This is a genomic window from Dactylosporangium siamense (assembly GCF_016862795.1).
Classification (GTDB): domain Bacteria; phylum Actinomycetota; class Actinomycetes; order Mycobacteriales; family Micromonosporaceae; genus Dactylosporangium; species Dactylosporangium siamense.
In genome coordinates, this window is the sequence record NZ_BONQ01000082.1 from 1 (window position 1) to 15,712 (window position 15,712).

General features: G+C 71.8%; 15 protein-coding genes. 5 read left to right on the forward strand and 10 right to left on the reverse strand.

The genetic code is table 11. From position 1 onward, the window contains the following. The first annotated feature begins 290 nt into the window (after positions 1-290). Positions 291-797, forward strand: a complete 507-nt coding sequence (locus Dsi01nite_RS26625) for a hypothetical protein (protein ID WP_203849005.1) — start codon at positions 291-293, stop codon at positions 795-797. A gap of 199 nt (positions 798-996) precedes the next feature. Here Dsi01nite_RS26625 and Dsi01nite_RS26630 read toward each other — a convergent pair whose 3' ends face one another. From Dsi01nite_RS26630 to Dsi01nite_RS26655, 6 genes are all read right to left on the reverse strand, one after another. After that, a complete protein-coding gene (locus tag Dsi01nite_RS26630; protein ID WP_203849006.1) occupies positions 997-2,658 on the reverse strand; it encodes a copper resistance CopC/CopD family protein in 1,662 nt (553 codons plus the stop codon). Then, positions 2,655-3,212 (reverse strand): vitamin K epoxide reductase family protein, encoded by a 558-nt coding sequence (locus Dsi01nite_RS26635; protein WP_203849007.1) that lies wholly within the window; start codon positions 3,210-3,212, stop codon positions 2,655-2,657. The genes Dsi01nite_RS26630 and Dsi01nite_RS26635 overlap by 4 nt, the downstream gene beginning before the upstream one ends. Next, entirely contained in the window at positions 3,212-3,856 is a 645-nt protein-coding gene (locus Dsi01nite_RS26640) for a DsbA family protein (protein WP_203849042.1), read from the reverse strand. Before Dsi01nite_RS26640 ends, Dsi01nite_RS26635 begins: the two co-directional genes overlap by 1 nt. A gap of 107 nt (positions 3,857-3,963) precedes the next feature. After that, positions 3,964-6,003 (reverse strand): bifunctional copper resistance protein CopD/cytochrome c oxidase assembly protein, encoded by a 2,040-nt coding sequence (locus tag Dsi01nite_RS26645; protein WP_203849008.1) that lies wholly within the window; start codon positions 6,001-6,003, stop codon positions 3,964-3,966. After that, positions 6,000-6,686 carry a YcnI family protein gene (locus tag Dsi01nite_RS26650; protein WP_203849009.1) on the reverse strand — a complete coding sequence of 229 codons (687 nt, stop codon included), beginning with the start codon at positions 6,684-6,686 and terminating at the stop codon, positions 6,000-6,002. Before Dsi01nite_RS26650 ends, Dsi01nite_RS26645 begins: the two co-directional genes overlap by 4 nt. A gap of 24 nt (positions 6,687-6,710) precedes the next feature. Then, positions 6,711-7,370, reverse strand: a complete 660-nt coding sequence (locus Dsi01nite_RS26655) for a copper resistance CopC family protein (RefSeq protein ID WP_203849010.1) — start codon at positions 7,368-7,370, stop codon at positions 6,711-6,713. 214 nt (positions 7,371-7,584) lie between these two features. On the opposite strand from Dsi01nite_RS26655, the gene Dsi01nite_RS26660 reads away from it, so the two are divergent. Further along, positions 7,585-8,505: a cation diffusion facilitator family transporter gene (locus Dsi01nite_RS26660; protein WP_203849011.1), complete on the forward strand. Its 921-nt coding sequence runs from the start codon at positions 7,585-7,587 to the stop codon at positions 8,503-8,505. 77 nt (positions 8,506-8,582) lie between these two features. Here the strand turns inward: Dsi01nite_RS26660 and Dsi01nite_RS26665 are convergent, their stop codons facing one another. After that, entirely contained in the window at positions 8,583-8,966 is a 384-nt protein-coding gene (locus tag Dsi01nite_RS26665) for a winged helix-turn-helix transcriptional regulator (protein WP_203849012.1), read from the reverse strand. Between the two features lie 149 nt (positions 8,967-9,115). Here Dsi01nite_RS26665 and Dsi01nite_RS26670 point away from each other — a divergent pair, with 149 nt between their 5' ends. After that, entirely contained in the window at positions 9,116-9,961 is an 846-nt protein-coding gene (locus tag Dsi01nite_RS26670) for an NAD(P)H-binding protein (RefSeq protein ID WP_203849013.1), read from the forward strand. A 30-nt stretch (positions 9,962-9,991) separates the two neighbouring features. Here the strand turns inward: Dsi01nite_RS26670 and Dsi01nite_RS26675 are convergent, their stop codons facing one another. From Dsi01nite_RS26675 to Dsi01nite_RS26685, 3 genes are all read right to left on the reverse strand, one after another. Continuing rightward, complete coding sequence (locus Dsi01nite_RS26675; protein ID WP_203849014.1) at positions 9,992-10,183, reverse strand: hypothetical protein; 192 nt, start codon at positions 10,181-10,183, stop codon at positions 9,992-9,994. 25 nt (positions 10,184-10,208) lie between these two features. Continuing rightward, positions 10,209-10,901 carry a ZIP family metal transporter gene (locus Dsi01nite_RS26680; protein WP_203849015.1) on the reverse strand — a complete coding sequence of 231 codons (693 nt, stop codon included), beginning with the start codon at positions 10,899-10,901 and terminating at the stop codon, positions 10,209-10,211. A 125-nt stretch (positions 10,902-11,026) separates the two neighbouring features. Continuing rightward, complete coding sequence (locus tag Dsi01nite_RS26685; RefSeq protein ID WP_203849016.1) at positions 11,027-11,533, reverse strand: DUF1269 domain-containing protein; 507 nt, start codon at positions 11,531-11,533, stop codon at positions 11,027-11,029. A 151-nt stretch (positions 11,534-11,684) separates the two neighbouring features. Here Dsi01nite_RS26685 and Dsi01nite_RS26690 point away from each other — a divergent pair, with 151 nt between their 5' ends. Together Dsi01nite_RS26690 and Dsi01nite_RS26695 are read left to right on the forward strand one after the other, a co-directional pair. Then, positions 11,685-12,662 (forward strand): YihY/virulence factor BrkB family protein, encoded by a 978-nt coding sequence (locus Dsi01nite_RS26690; RefSeq protein ID WP_203849017.1) that lies wholly within the window; start codon positions 11,685-11,687, stop codon positions 12,660-12,662. Positions 12,663-12,906: 244 nt separating this feature from the next. After that, positions 12,907-15,687 carry a hybrid sensor histidine kinase/response regulator gene (locus Dsi01nite_RS26695; protein ID WP_203849018.1) on the forward strand — a complete coding sequence of 927 codons (2,781 nt, stop codon included), beginning with the start codon at positions 12,907-12,909 and terminating at the stop codon, positions 15,685-15,687. The last annotated feature ends 25 nt before the right edge of the window (positions 15,688-15,712 follow it).

The following is a 15,712-nucleotide window of genomic DNA, read 5'->3' on the forward strand; positions in this document are numbered from 1 at the left end:
AAGTCGGTGGACTCCGCCGACGCGCTGTCCTGGCTGTAGACGCCGAAGTCGGACTGGTAGTCCTGCTCGCTGCCGGCCTCGGTGTGCAGCTGCTCCACGTCACCGGACTCGTACCCGGTGTTGAACTCGCCGTACTCACTCATCGCGGTGTTCCTTCCAAGTGGCTGTGCCGTTGTCGTTCGTTCCGATGAGGAGGACACTACTAGGCGCGATCGTAGTGACGAATCCCCGAATCGTGCCACCGCCGCGGCCGGGTCAGGCGACGGTGGGCGGTCGCGTACGGTGACGGGGTGCAACTACGCGGGATCCAGACGGCGGACGGGACCACGGCGACACTGCGGTTCACCGGCGACGGTGTGTTCGTCGTCGGCCGCTCCGCTCGCCAGCACATGTTGCTGCGCCTGGCCGGCGGATCCGCGTTCGCCGCGCTGGCCGTCGCGATGACCGCGATGGGCGTCGGCGGTGCCGTCAGCGCCCGGGCCGGCGTGGTGCTCTTCGTGCTGGCCGGCGTTGTGGGCGCCGCTGCCGTGGCCGTGGCGTGCGCCGGTTGGGCGCTGTCGGTGCGGGCCGGCCGGGCAGTCCGTGACGGCGTGACGCCTCCGGACCTGCCGCTGTCCGCGATGCGCTGGGCGCGCAGCACTGACGAAGGAGGGCGGGTGCGCGTCACCGTTGGTATGGACGACGGCGGCGAGTTCGAATTCATGGCATCGGGTCAAGCCGGCGCCGACCTGGTCCGACGGTTCGCCGGCCTGCTGGGCGCGGGCGGTCCGCCCGGCGGATTCTCGGCGCAGGGCTGAGTGCGGCTGGCGCCCTTCTCCTGCTGAGGGTAGGAGTCGGCGATCGCTGTCACGCGACGCGAGTCCCTGAGCGATGCAGAACTCGCGCCGCGTCAAGCCGGGTTAACAGCGACCACACCAGAGGTCCCCGACTCACGCCGAATACTACTATCGCGTCTAGTAGACGTCGAGAGCGTGTGTGCTCGCCGGCAGCGCGCTCCTAACGGACGGGAACTCTGGCGGTCACGGTCGCCTGGTTGATGTCGTCGACGCGCACGGTGATACGCATGTCCCAGGTGCCGGCGCTCGGGAATGCGACCTGTCCGCTGGCATGGTCCGGACTGAGCGCCACCATCGGCACCGTGATCGGCTCGACCTCCTTCGCCGGCAGCGCGACCGTCGCCTTCCACTCCACGACCTGCAGCGGCGCGCTGCCGTCGGGTTTGCGCGCGTACAGGTGGACGGTGTTGATCCCGGTCTTCGCCGGCGAGACGTCGACGACGACCTGGAACAGGTTGCTGCTGACCTTGACCTCGACGGGGCGGCCGGGCTGCGCCGAGGCGGCTTCGACGCTGCGCGCGGGGGTCGTCTGCACCAGGACGGACGTCACGCCGAGGATGAGCACGACGACGCCGATCTCGACGAGGACCCCGATCCGCAGCCGCCCGCGCACGGAGGCGGCCTCCTTCTCGTCGTCGGCGGCGGCCGGGAAGTCGCGGTTGGTGATGTCGCGCGCGTATGCGGCTGCCACGATGATGACCGCGAAGAGGCCGACCTTCGTGATGACGAGCCGGCCGTAGAGCGTGCCGGTGAGTGCGCTGAGCGTGCCGATCTCGACGAGCGCCTGGGCGGTGCCGGCCAGGACGAGCACGGTGACGGCGAGCAGCGCCCAGCCGGACCACACGGGCATGATGGCGGCGAGCTCCCGGTGGCTCGCGCGGCGCAGGAGGAACCCGAACAGCACGACCAGTCCGCCGACCCAGACGGCCATGGCCGCGAGGTGGGCGGCGTCGGCGACGACCGTCAGCGCGGGGACCGGCGACGCGCTCGGATGCCCGGACAGCGGCCAGGTGGCGGCGCCGACGACCGCCACGAGAATCAGGAGCGCCCGGTCGACCTTGCCGGCGCGCAGGCCGGCGACCGGTCGCAGGAGCAGCACGGCGGCGGCGACGGCGGCGAGACGGACCAGGTGGGCGGCGCCGTAGGCGGTGCCGAGCGACTCGGCCGCCCCGTCGAGGGTCCCGCCCAGGAGCCCGTTGCCGGAGGTGTACGGGATCTGCAGGTACAGCTCCAGCAGCGTGCTGACCGCGACGAGCCCACCGCCGACGACGGCGAGGCGGGCCGGGCCGGTGGTGGGCAGCCGGGCCGGCCACAGCGTGAGGAGGATGAGGGCCGGGCCGACGAGCAGGATCAGTCCCAGGAAGCCGATCCACCGTGCGGCGGACATGGCGTTCTTCACGAGCGGGTCGGTCTGGACGCCGGCGCCCGCGTCGTCGGTCGGGGTGGCGGAGACCTGACCGTAGGAGAAGGCGAAGCCGCCGCTGATCGGGTGGTTGTCGGCGGAGATGACCCGGTAGCTGACGAGGTAGGTGCCCTTCGACCCGTCGCCGCGGACCGGGATGACGAGGTCGGCGCCGCGTGCGGTGGCTTTGCCGGTGTCCAGGCGTCCGCCGTCGGGCGTGATGACCCTGACCTTGTCGGCGACGGGCCGGACCGGCTCGCTGAACGTGACGACGACCTCGCCGGGCAGCGCGTCGACGACGACGTCCGCGGTCGGGGCCGAGCCGACCAGGGTCGCGTGCGCGTTCGCGGGGGCCGCCGGCAGCGCGAGGACGGTGAGCGCGCCGAGCATCATGGCGGCGAGGTGTGTCCGCCACCTCATCGCAGGGTCCTCCAGAAGTCCCAGAATTTCACGCCGATCAGTGCGACCAGGACCAGGAGCCAGCCGGTGAGGATCGTGCTGTGATACCGGACGAGGATGCCGGCGATCGGCCGTCCACCGAGGTTGTGCAGCGTCACGTACCAGAAGATGGCGATCGTGACGACCCAGACGCCCATGCAGTACGGGCACAGGGCACCGATGCGGTACACGCTCTGCACGAACAACCAGTGCACGAACGCCACGCCGAGGGTCGCGCCCGCCTGCAGGCCGAGCCACCACCAGCGGGGCAGCACGGCGCCGGCGAGCACCGCGACGCCGGTCGTGCCGACCACGGTGAACCCGACCAGGCCGAGCAGCGGGTTCGGGAACCCGAACACCTCGGCCTGGTCACTGGCCATGATCGAGCCACAGGACAGGATCGGGTTGATGCTGCACGTCGGCCGGTACGCCGGGTCCTGCAGCAGCCGGACCTTCTCGACGGTCAGCACGAACGCGGCGACCAGCCCGAGCCCGCCCGCGACGGTGAGCAGCCACCCGAGCCTGCGGACGGGCATCAGCTGCCGGCCGTGAGCGCGTCGTCGACGGCCTTCTTCAGGTTGGTGTAGGTGGGGGAGACCTGCAGCCGCTTGCCGTTGAGGAAGAACGTCGGGGTGCCCTGCACGCCGAGGTCGGTGCCGTCGGCCTTGTCCCGGTTGACGCGCTCGACGGTGGCCTGGGCGGTGACGTCGGCGCGGTAGCGGGTCATGTCGAGGCCGAGCTGCTCGGCGAAGCCCTCGAACGTCGCCGCGTGCGACGTGCGCGCCTCGCCCCAGTCCTTCTGGGTGTCGAAGAGTTTGGTGTACATGGCCTCGAACTTGTCCTGTTTCGCCGCGGCCTCGGCCGCCTGGGCGGCGTTCTGGGCGTTGGTGTGGTTCGGCAGCGGGAAGTACCGCACCACGTAGGTGATCTTCCCGGTGTACTCCTTGCGGATCCGTTCGACCGACGGGTACGCGGCGCCGCAGGACTCGCATTCGAAGTCCAGGAACTCGACCAGGGTGACCTTGCCATCGGCGGCGACGTCGAGGCGGTGGCTGTCCTCACGCACGAGGCGCGGGTCGGTGGCGCTGGTGACCGGCTCGGCCTCGCTGCCGGTGTCGTCGAGGACCAGGAACGCACCGACGGTGATCACGGCGGCGACCACGAGGGTGACGGTCAGCATCAGGTTGCCGTTCTGCCACCACCTGCGAGCCGGCCGGCGAGGTGAGCTGGTCCGTCGGGGCGGGGCGGTGAACGTCTGTCGCGTGGTGCGGGGCTTGGCCTTCTTGGTCATCGGCGGGAGGCTCCCTCGTCGGTGGCGTCTTGGCTGGTGCGGCGTGATCCGGCGGCCCAGGCGGCCAGCTGCCGGTTGTAGGCGGCGAGCGCGTGGTCTTCGCCGTCCGCCTCGGCGCGGTCGATGGCCCGGTCGACCCGTCGTGCCTCGCGCTGGTCGGCGCGCCACCACTGGGCGAGCAGGATGATCGCGACAAGCGCGGTCGGCAGTTCCCCGAACGACCAGGCGATGCCACCGCCGAGCCGTTGATCCTGCAGCGGCGACGCACCCCACGGCCGGGCGATGGCGGTGTACCAGTCGGCCGCGAGCACCGTCGTGGACTGCTGGATGGCCAGGCCGAAGATGGCGTGCAGCGCCATCGCGGCGAACAGCAGCAGCATCCGCAGCGGGTAGGGTGCGGGCCGCCGGCCGGGGTCGACGCCGATCAGGGCGTGGAAGAACAGGTACCCGGCGGTGAGGAAGTGCGCCTGCATCGCCAGGTGCGCGGCATGGGAGCGCAGCGCGAGCTCGAACAGGCCGGTGAAGTACAGCCCGTACAGGCTGCCGACGTAGACCGCGAGCGCGACGAGCGGATGGCTGAGCAGGACGGCGGGGCGGCTGTGCAGGGCGGCGGTCAGCCATTCCCGCGGCCCCGGCCAGTCCGATGCGCGGGTGGGACGCAGGGCCCGCAGCGCGAGGGTGACCGGTGCGCCGAGGACGAGCAGGATCGGGGCGAGCATGCTCAACGCCATGTGCACCACCATGTGCGCGCTGAACAGCACCGGCGCGTAGCGGGCCAGCCCCGAGCCGGTCACGAGGACCACCACCGCCCAGCCGGCCGTCCACACGACCAGGCGGTGCACCGGCCAGGTGACGCCTCGCCGCCGTAGGCGCCACCAGCCGGCGAGGTAGCTGCCGACCGCTACGACTGCGACCGTGACGGCGAGGGGTTCGACGAGCCACTGCGTGAGCAGCCGGCCGGCGGACAGCGGGCCGGGCATCGGGAAGCCGAGCAGGGTCTGGGCGATGGTCTCCTCGCCGCTGTCACCGGTGGGTGGCGGCGTGCGGGACAGCGCGACCGCGAGCCCGGACGCCGCGGCGAGGACGGCCACCTCGACGACGGCGATCCGCCGGAACGTCCCGGGCCGGCCGTCGGCCAGGGCCGGGACGCTGAACCGCCGGTGCCATGCGGCGAGCACCACGACCACCGCCACGGCGGCGATCTTGACGGTGAGGAGCTGTCCGTACGTGCTGTTCCACAGCTCGGCCGGGTGTTGCAGGCGGGTCGTGGCGTTGAGGGCGCCGGCGGCGACGACGAGCGGCAGGCACCAGGTGGCGAGGACCGAGAAGCGGCGCACTGCCCGGTGCCGGTCGGCGGTGCCGCGATGACGCAGGAGGAGCAGCGCGGTGAGTCCGCCGACCCAGGCGGCCGCGGCGACGCTGTGCAGGACCAGCGACGACACGGCGAGCTGATGGTCGCCGGACGAGGCGGCGTGCCCGGCGAACGCCGGCGCGGCGAGCCCGGCCACCGCCACCGCCGCGAGGGGGACGACCGTGCGCACCTCGAGGGCGAACCGTGCCACGACCGCGGTCACCACGGCGGCGCTCGCGCTCACGAGCAGCGCCCTGCCCTGCACCAGGTCGAGCAGGAAGCTCACGGTCGCCCGCCCGCGCAGGACTTCGACCGCCGGGGTGGCCAGGAGGTCCGACACGGTGAACACGGCGAGCGCGGCGACCGCCAGCAGCCATCCGGTCGCGGCGAGCGACGCCAGCCGGACCGCATGGAATCCGGTGGCGGAGAGTGCAAGGCGGGCCCGTTCACGTTCGACCGGTGCGAGGCAGGCGGCGGCGACGAGCAGCCCGAGCGTCGCGGCCGCACTCACGTCGGCGAGCACCCGGGCGACCGGCAGCCCCCACGCTGTCACCGGCCCGGCCACCGGCAAACCCGGCAGCGCCGTGGTGCCGGTGCCGCCACCGGCATACACCGCGCTCGCCGCCGCGGCGACCCCGACGACGACCAGCGTGGCGACGGTCGCGCGCCGGTTCGCGAGCGTCACGCGCTCCGCTCGCTCCGCCGGGCGGCGGCGATGGTCAGTACCAACGCCGCGACGGCGATCGCGAGCGCTGCGGCGGACACGGCGAACGGCAGAGGGCCGGTGCCGGAGGACGCGGGCGGTGCCACAGCCGCGGGAGCGCTGGTGGGTGCGGTGCGGTCGAGCTTGAGGATCGGTGCCGGGTCGTCGGGTTCCTGGCCGCCGGTCGGCTCCTCGATCCAGCGGGACACCTCGCCGTCGGAGTATGTCTGCAGCGCCTTGAACACGATGGTGTCCACGTCGGGCAGCGGACCGGCGGACAGCTCGAAGTCCTCGAAGTAGCCGGGTTTGATGCCGCCGCCGGCTGCCGCGGTCCAGGTGACCTTGGTGACGGCCTCGGTGAGCTGTCCGTCCGGCGTGTCGACCGGCTTGGGTAGCGGGGCGTGTTCCGTGGTGGCGGTCCAGCCGGGGACCGCCTTGAGGGCGACGAACGCGATCGGGGTCGCGGTCGGCATGACCAGTTCGAGTTTGACGGTGCTGGCGGTGTCGCTCTCGTTCGGCACCCGGAACGTCAGCCGGGCGGTGTTGCCCGGCACCGCGTCGACGGCGGTGACGCTGACGTGCGCGGCGGCGACACCCGGCGCCAGCAGGAGCGCGGCAGTGACGGCAACGACGACGGCGACCCGCTGCCACGTGGCTCTGAGCATGTACGTCCTCCGGTGGTGCGGCGGTCAGGTGGCGTCCGGCGATCCGGCGGGGGCCGGCGCGCTCGGTGGATCGCGACGTCGGCGGCGGGGCCAGAACGCGAGGGCGGCGGCGATCGCGATGAGGCCGACGAGAAGCCCGACGACGAACGCGACGCCCCACGGCTGCATGGGCTCCTCCGCCGCGGCCGCGGCCGGAGCGGTGGCAGCGGCCGTTGTGGGTGCCGGGGCGGCAGCGCTGGTCCGGGCCGGGGACGGACTGCTGGCAGCCGGCGACGCGGCCGGGACCGTGGTGACCGTGAAGGTGATCTTCCCTTGGACGGGGTGGCCATCGGTGGAGACGACCCGGTACGTGACGGTGACCGTGCCGGCCGCCGTCGCCGCGCGCAGGGGCTGGGTGAGGGTCGTCCCGGCCCCGGTCGGTGCACCGGCGACCAGGTCGGCGCCGGCGGCGTCGACGATCACCACCTGCGCCATCGCCGGGTTCGGCGACTCGCGGAACGTCATCGTGATGGCGGTGGGGCTGTTCGGGAGGCTCACGCCCTCGGCCGGGTTGCTGCTGCGCAGCGCGTTGTGCGCCCAGGCCGGTGCCGCCGTGGCGGCCAGGGCCGTGACGACGCTCACCACCGTGAGCGCGGCGCCCGCGCTCCACCGGCACCGCCGTCCCGCCAGCGTCTCTGACCTCACCGCGCCCGTTCCTTCCTTCCTCTGGCCCGACTCCTATGCCACATAGTCGTTCACCGTGACGCAAAAGTTCCCGTGGCCCGCAACTCGATCGCTACCGGGACGTAAGTACGAAGCAACATAGTAGACAGGGATGCGGGCCGAATACCTCTTGACGCGTCGTCGTTGATACATATTAGTATGCGCATGTGAACATGGGTTATGCGGAGGTGCCCTGATGGGCCACGGACACGACCACGACCACCAGGTGACGGCGACCGGCCGGCACCGTGCCGCGCTCGCCGGGGCCCTCGCCGTGTCGGTGGTGATCTTCGCCGTCGAGGTCGTCGGCGCGCTGGTCACCGGCAGTCTCGCGCTGTTCGCTGACGCCGGTCACGTCCTCGCCGACGCCGGCGGGGTGGCGCTCGCCCTCGGCGCGACGGTGCTCGCCGCCCGTCCCGCGACGGGCCGGCGCGCGTTCGGCTGGGCGCGGGCGGAGATCCTCGCCGCCGCCGTCAACGGCCTGGTGCTCGCCGGTATGAGCGTCTACGTGTTCGTCGAGGGTGTCCGGCGGTTGATCGAGCCGTCCGAGGTCGAGCCGGGCGGGATGGCCTTGTTCGGGGTCATCGGCCTGGCCGGCAACCTCGTGGGCGTCGCGCTGCTGTGGCGGGCCCGCAACGCCAGCCTCAACATGCGCGGCGCGTTTCTCGAGGTCGCCACCGACGCCGCCACCTCCGTCGGTGTCATCGTCGCGGCCGGGGTGATCGCGGCGACCGACTTCACCCGTGCCGACGCGATCGTGTCGGTGCTGATCGGTCTCATCATCGCGCCGCGAGCGGTCCGCCTGCTGCGTGAGGCGGTCAACGTCCTGCTCGAAGCGACTCCGGCCGGCATCGACCTGGATCAGCTCCGCGGTCACATCACCGACCTCGAACACGTGCTGGACGTGCACGACCTGCACGTGCACGCCGTCACGTCCGGGTTGCCGGTGCTGACCGCGCATGTCGTCGTGCGCGACGAGTGCTTCCAGGACGGGCGCGCCCCGCGGCTGCTGGACGCCCTGCAGGCGTGCGTGGCCGGGCACTTCGACGTGGCCCACTCGACGTTCCAGCTGGAGCCGGCCGGCCACACCGACCACGAACACCCCAGCCACCCGTAGGAGCGCATCATGTCCGGACGCTGGGCGCTGACCGGCCTCACCGTCGCCGTCGTCGCCATCGGGCCGTCGCCCTCAAGTCAGCGGGCGGATTTGCTGTCGTGGTCCTGGCGGGCCTGTTCGACCTTGTCGAGGTTGGTGGCGGCCCATTGGGCGAGGTGGGCGAACAGCGGGGCGAGGCTGCGGCCGAGGTCGCTGATCTCGTACTCCACCCGCGGAGGGATCTCGGGGTGGTAGGTGCGCACGATCAGTCCGTCGCGTTCGAGTTGGCGCAGCCGCTGGGTCAGCACCTTCGGCGTGATCGTGCTGATTCGCCGCTCCAGCTCGACGAACCGCTGCCGGCCGTATTCGTTGAGGGACCACAGGATCGGTGTGGTCCATCGACTGAACACGATATCCACGACCGGTGCGATCGGGCATGCCTGCTCGGGGTCGATCGGCGCGGGCGCCTGGGTCGCCGTCACGTCTGTCCTCTCGGAAAGCCACTTTCCTGTAGGTACCTACTATACCGGCGATGTTAGCGTCCTCGAGTCGCCGCAAGGCCACCCGGCCTGCGACGTTGTCGCCCGCCCGGGCGACGACGACCACGACTGAGATGACATCGGAGCCATTCATGATCGTAGTGACGGGAGCGACCGGCAACGTCGGCCGGCCGCTCGTGCAGGCCCTCGCGGCAGCCGGCGAGCAGGTGATGGCGGTGTCCCGGCGGGTCCCGGACGCGGCCGTGCCGGACGGCGTGGGACACCGGCAGGCGGACCTGACCGACCCGGAGCGCCTTCGTCCCGTGCTTGACGGCGCTGACGCGCTGTTCCTCCACGACGGCGGCGCCGGTGCCCACCTGTTGCGCCCACGGGACATCGTCGACGTCGCGAAAGCCGGCGGCGTCGGCCGCATCGTGTTGCTGTCCTCCATCGGCGTCGCCACCCGACCACAGTCGGCATCCCACGGCGGCATGATGCGGGCATTCGAAGACGCCGTGCGGCAATCGGCGATGGCCTGGACGATCCTGCGGCCCGGCGCCTTCAACTCCAACATGTACGCCTGGGCGGAGACGGTCCGTGCGCAGCGGACGGTCGCCGCGCCCTTCGGCGACGTCGGCCTGCCGACCGTCGACCCGGCCGACATCGCCGAGGTCGCCGCCGCGGCCCTGCGCGGAGACGGCCACGCCGGACAGGTCTACGCGCTGACCGGGCCGGCCCTCACCACACCGCGGCAACGGGCCGAGATGCTCGGCCACGCGCTCGGCGAGCCGATCCGGTTCGTCGAACAGACCCGCGACGAGGCCCGCGCGCAGATGCTGCAGTTCCTGCCCGAACCCGTGGTCGAGACCACGCTCGACGCCATCGGCGAGCCCACCTCCGCCGAACAGCGGATCAGTCCCGACGTCGAACGGGTTCTCGGCCGGGCACCGCACACCTTCACCGACTGGGTCCAGCGCAACATCACCGCCTTCCGCTGAGGGGCGGCCAGTGTCGGATGTCCCTGTACGTCAGGCTGCGCTGGTCCGGCGCCGCCGGGCGGCGGTGCTGAGGATCCGCCAGCCGCCGCGGGCGGCACCGAGGAGCGCAAGGGACGACGGCGCGACCGCCACCGCCAGGGCGGCGAGCCCTTTCCAGGCGGCGAGAGTGCGCAGGCCATCGGCGCGGATCGGGGCGACGCACAGGCCGACGAGATGCGGCACGCTGGGCAGGACGAACCTCGAGCTTTCAGTCCAGCGTCGTGAGGTAGGCGGCGACCGCGAATCCCAGCGCCGTCAGCAGCGCGATCGGGCGACCGCCCCGGCTGAAGGCCTCAGGCATCATCGAGTCGGCGAGCATCGTCAGCACGGAGCCGGCGGCGAGCGCCTGCACGTAACGTCCGTCCACGTTGGACAGGTGCGACGCGAGGGCGTAGCCGAGGACGGCGGCCAGCCCGGAGCAGACGACGATGGCCGCCCAGAGCCGGTAGATCCAGGCAGCGGAGTGGGTCCTGCGCAGGTCGGCGGTCGAGGAGAGACTCTCGGGCACGTTCGACACGAGCACGGCCACGAAGAAGCCGATGCTGACCGTCCCGCCGACGGCCATGCCAACACCGAGCACGATGGACTCCGGGACGCCGTCGAGCAGCGCGCCGAGGGCGATCGACACGCCCGCTCCGCCCCCGGTCGCCGATCGGCGCTCCAGCAGGCTGTCCAGGCCGTAGAAGACCAGGGCGCCGATGCCGAAGTTGACCCAGATCAGCCAGTCGGAGACGTGGCCGGTGGGGATGAGCTCATAGGCGAGCGCTGCCACCAGCGCCCCGGCGCCGAAACCCATGACGTTGCCCACGACCTTCGGCGGCACCCTGACCGTCAGCGCGACGACAGCCCCGAGCAGCAACGACGCGGCCGCGAGCATCGCCCACGCCCCAGCTCCGATCATAGGATTCAGTCCAAAGGCGTCTGTCGCTGCGAAGCCGCGACCGTCGACGGCACCACACCCGTCCCGGCCGTCGGCGGTCTGCGGTCCACACCGTGCACCCGGTTACCGGTGCACGTGCTCGGGCGTTACGCGGGGGTCAGATGCAACGCCTGGATGGCGTCGCGCAGGCGTTGCTCCGCCTCCATGCTCAGGGAGCTGCGGAGCAGCTTGCCGCCGAACTGATACGGCGCCATCTCCGCGATGACCTTGTCGACGGTGACCTGGTCGACGAGTAGGAACAGGGCCGCGGAGCCGGGCTGCATGGCCGCGCCGACGTCCTTCATGAACTTGTCGTCGACCCCGACGTCGGTGGCCTTGCCGGCCAGCGCGCCGGCGCCCGCACCGATTGCCATGCCGAGGAAGGGCGCGAAGAACAGCAGCCCGATGAGGCCACCCCACAGGGCCCCACCGGCAGCTCCGACCGCGGTCGCGCTGGTTCCCTGATGCAGCCGGATCTTGCCGTCGGGACCGACGTCCACGACAGCGGCGTCGCGCACGGTGATGAGTCCCTGCCGTTGCAGGTCGATGATCTTTTCCCGGGCGGCGTTCGCCGTGTCCAGGTCGCGGTATCCGATTGCGATCAGATCGCTCATGATGCGTCCTCTCCGACGATGGTCAGCTCCTAGCTGCAACGGTCGCCACCATGTCGCCGAGTCGCCTCACTCGGAAGGAGTGGCGCTGTCCCACCCCAGCACTGCGGGGACGGGCGAGCGTGACGCCGGGGCGACGGGGTAGGTGCTCACCGTGGTCGCGTGGTTGGATCGCTACCAGCGCCGGCACACCTGGCTCGGGTTCCCGCTGGCGGTGGTCTACAAGTTCGTCGACGACCGTGGTCCGTACCTTGCCGCGATGGTGACCTACTACGGCTTCATCTCGTTGTTCCCGCTGACGCTGCTGTTCTTCACCGCGCTGGGCTTCGTGCTGGAGGCCAACCCTGACCTGCACCAGCAACTGGTGCAGACGGCGGTGGGGGATCTGCCGGCCATCGGGCCGGAGTTGGAGCGCAACGTCAGCGGGTTACGCGGCAGCGGCACGCGTCTGGTGCTCAGCATCCTCGGAGCGCTGTACGGCGGACTCGGGGCGATGCAGGCCGCGCAGGCCGGCTTCAACCACATCTACGGCATCCCGCGCAACGAACAGCCCAATCCGATCCGGTCCAGGCTGCGCAGCCTCGGGCTGTTGCTGATGCTCGGCAGCGCGGTGCTGCTGTCCGCGGCGGCCTCGACGTTTGTGGCGTTCGCCAATGAGCTCACCGGCCGGTCCGGGCCCGGACTGCAGCTCCTCGGCTATGTGCTGACGTTCGTGATCAATGCCGGCCTGTTCACCGCGGCGATGCAGCTGTTGACAGCCCGGACGCTGCGGGTGCGCCAGGTCCTCGCCGGCGGGTTGATCGCCGCGACCTTCTGGATGGCATTGCAGGCCGTAGGTGCTCGATACGTCGCCGCTCAGCTCAGCCACGCGAGCGCGCTCTACGGCACGTTCGGGCTCGTGCTCGCCGCCCTCGCCTGGATCTACGTGCAGGCGCTCGTGGTGATGCTCTGCGCCGAGATCAACATGATCGCGAACTACCGCCTGTGGCCCCGGGCGCTGCTCACCCTGTTCACCGACGATGTCGAACTGACCGAGGCCGACCGGCGGATCTACACGACGCTCGCGACCGCGCAGCGATTCAAGGACTTCGAGACGGTGCGGGTCGACTTCGGCCCGCCCTCGCAACGATGAGCTCCTGTTCCTGGGCGGACGACGCGGCAATGCCTCGGCTGGTGACCATCGAGGCGAGGTGGCCGCACGTCAGGGAGCGCAAGACCCAGGTTCGCCGCGCACCGCCACAGCCTGACACACGCCGCCGTTGCCCGGCCCGTTGTTGGCCGCACCACAACCGAACTGCACCGGAAACGGGCCGGCGGGCTCACGCGCTCAGGTCGACGGTGGACCAGCCGATGGTCACGACGACAGGAGGGCAGGAATGGCGGACAGGCCCGGGCGGCGGCGCTTGCGAGGGTGGACGGTCGCGCGCCTGCTCGCTTCCGGGTATCTGCTGGCCATCAGTGGGTTGCTGCTGGTCGGGGCGGCGGCGTACGAGCGGATCGGGGTCCTGCTGGCCAATCGCGCCCAGGTCGAGGCCAACCACGCGGTCATGGACGACATCGACCTGCTGGGTAGCCAGCTCCGCAACGCCGAGCGGGGTCAGCGCGGCTACGTCATCACCGGCGACACGGCGTACCTCGCGCCGTACACCGAGGCCATGACCAGCATCCGCGAGACGATGCAGCGACTGCAGCAGCGCACGGTCCCCAACACCGACCTGCACTCGGCGGCGTACCGGTTGCGCGGGCCCGTCGACGACAAGCTCCGTGAGCTGGAGGTGACGATCGAGCTGCGCCGCGAGGAAGGGTTCGAGCCGGCCCAACGGGTCGTCAGCGGCGGTCGCGGGGCGCGGTACATGGCCAAGATCGAGTCCATCCTGGACGAGATGCGCGACGCTCAGCGTGCCACTCTGGCCGCCGACGAGCGGCGCACCGCCGACGCGGCGGCGGCCACCAGGCGGTTGATGGTCGGCGTGACCCTCGGGACGGCGTTGCTGGCCGCGGCCGGTGCGTGGTGGGCAACTCGCAGCATGTCCCGGTCGATCGCCGCGGTGACCCGGGCAGCCCGTGGAGTCGCCACGGGTGAGCGCGGCGCCCTACCGGTCCTGCGCGGGGCCGCGCGTGTGCGCGGGCCGACCGAGATCGCCGAGATGGCCGAGGCCGTCGGGGAGGCCACCCTTGTCGTGCTGCGCGCCCGCGACGAGGCGATGGCTGCCGCCCAGGCCAAGTCGGCGTTCCTGGCCACCATGAGCCACGAGATCCGCACCCCGATGAACGCCGTCATCGGCATGACCGGCCTGCTGCTGGACACCGACCTCAGCGACGGGCAGCGCGAGCTCGCCACCGTCGTGCGCGACAGCGGCGAGGCGCTGCTCACGATCATCAACGACATCCTCGACTTCTCCAAGATCGAGGCGGGTCACCTGGACCTCGAGGACGCGGTCTTCGATCTGCGTGAATGCGTCGAGAGCGCGCTCGCGCTGGTCGCGGCACCTGCCGCGGCGAAGGATCTGGAGCTCGTCGCCGACGTCGCCGACTGCCGGCCGCTGCGTGGGGACGTGACGCGGCTGCGGCAGGTGCTGGTGAACCTGCTGGCCAACGCGGTGAAGTTCACCGCTGCCGGCGAGGTCGTGGTGGTCGGGCGGACCGAGGCCACCGACGGCGACATGATCCGCGTGTCGCTGGCCGTCACGGACACCGGCATCGGCATCCCGCCCGACCGGATGGACCGGCTGTTCCGCTCGTTCTCCCAGGTGGACGAGTCGACCACCCGCATGTACGGCGGCACCGGCCTCGGCCTCGCCATCAGCCGGCGGCTCGCCGTCGCCATGGGTGGTGACATCACCGTGACCAGCTGCCCAGGGGAGGGCTCCACGTTCACCGCCACGGCCGTCGTGCGGGTCTGTGACGAGCTTGCCGCGGCGGCATCCCCGGCCGATCTGGCCGGCCGTGCCGCGCTCGTCGTCGACGACAACGCCACGAACCGGCGCGTGCTGCAGGCTCAGCTGACCGGCTGGGGCATGACCTGCATCGGCGCAGCCTCGGCGGCAGAGGCGCTGGCGCTGATCGCCGGCGGCGCGCGCTTCGATGTCGGCCTGCTCGACCTGCGCATGCCCGACGTCGACGGCGTGGACCTGGCCGAGCGGCTGCGTGCGGAGCCAGGGACCGCCGCGACCCCGCTCGTCCTGCTCAGCAGCGTCAACTGGCACGCTGAGCGCGATCGGGTCGGGAACTTCGCGGCGGTGCTGACGAAACCGGCCCGTGCCACGGCCCTGCTCGCCGTCCTGAGCCGGGTGCTGCCCGGCTCCGGCGAACCGGTCCCGGCGCCCGCCGCCGATGTCGCGGTGCCGGTGCCACCCGCACGTCCGCTGCGCGTCCTGATCGCCGAGGACAACCAGGTCAACCAGACCGTCGCCACGATGATGCTGGCCAAGCTCGGCTACCGCGCCGATGTCGCTGCCAACGGCGTGGAGGTCCTCGACGCGGTCCGCCGCATCCGGTACGACGTGATCCTGATGGACCTGCAGATGCCGATCCTCGACGGCCTCGACGCGACCCGCCGCATCCGCGCGGAGCTACCCGCCGAGCAGCAGCCGCACGTCATCGCCCTGACCGCGAGCGCGCTCATGGACGACCGGGCCGCCTGCGAGGCCGCCGGCATGGACGACTATCTCACCAAACCGGTCCGCCCCGCAGCGTTGGCCGCCGCCCTGCACGCTGTCCCCGGTGCGCCGGCCGCCGCCGGCCCCTCGGACGCGATCGTGGGCCCGGACGCGACCGGCGGGCTCGAAGACGAGATCCGGACCCGCGTCGGCGAGCTCATCGACGACGAGCCGACGCCGCAGGAGCTGGAGCTGATCAGCCGGCTGCTCGGCGGGTTCTGCACCAACGCCCCCGACACGCTGGCCCGGCTGGCCACCGTCGTGGCCGCCGGCGATGCGCCCGCCGTCGTCGGCGTCGCCCACACCCTGACCGGCGCGGCCGGCAACGTCGGCGCGACCACGCTCGCCCGGCTCAGCCGCGACCTCGAGACCCGGGCCCGCGCCGGCCAGCTCACCGCCGCCGAGGACGACCTGGCGGCGATGCGCCACGAACTGGATCGCGTGGTGACGGCCGTTGCCGCGGTGCGCCGCCGACTCGGCCGGCCAGACGGTCGTTGACCGCGGGCCGTTGACCGCGGCGGGG

What these genes read in the sequence shown, in the direction of transcription:
- Dsi01nite_RS26630 (WP_203849006.1), bottom strand. Translation starts at nt 2,658, where the DNA reads ATGAGGTGGCGGACACACCTCGCCGCCATGATGCTCGGCGCGCTCACC.
- Dsi01nite_RS26635 (WP_203849007.1), bottom strand. Translation starts at nt 3,212, where the DNA reads ATGCCCGTCCGCAGGCTCGGGTGGCTGCTCACCGTCGCGGGCGGGCTC.
- Dsi01nite_RS26640 (WP_203849042.1), bottom strand. Translation starts at nt 3,856, where the DNA reads ATGCTGACCGTCACCCTCGTGGTCGCCGCCGTGATCACCGTCGGTGCG.
- Dsi01nite_RS26650 (WP_203849009.1), bottom strand. Translation starts at nt 6,686, where the DNA reads ATGCTCAGAGCCACGTGGCAGCGGGTCGCCGTCGTCGTTGCCGTCACT.
- Dsi01nite_RS26660 (WP_203849011.1), top strand. Translation starts at nt 7,585, where the DNA reads ATGGGCCACGGACACGACCACGACCACCAGGTGACGGCGACCGGCCGG.
- Dsi01nite_RS26670 (WP_203849013.1), top strand. Translation starts at nt 9,116, where the DNA reads ATGATCGTAGTGACGGGAGCGACCGGCAACGTCGGCCGGCCGCTCGTG.
- Dsi01nite_RS26680 (WP_203849015.1), bottom strand. Translation starts at nt 10,901, where the DNA reads ATGATCGGAGCTGGGGCGTGGGCGATGCTCGCGGCCGCGTCGTTGCTG.
- Dsi01nite_RS26685 (WP_203849016.1), bottom strand. Translation starts at nt 11,533, where the DNA reads ATGAGCGATCTGATCGCAATCGGATACCGCGACCTGGACACGGCGAAC.
- Dsi01nite_RS26695 (WP_203849018.1), top strand. Translation starts at nt 12,907, where the DNA reads ATGGCGGACAGGCCCGGGCGGCGGCGCTTGCGAGGGTGGACGGTCGCG.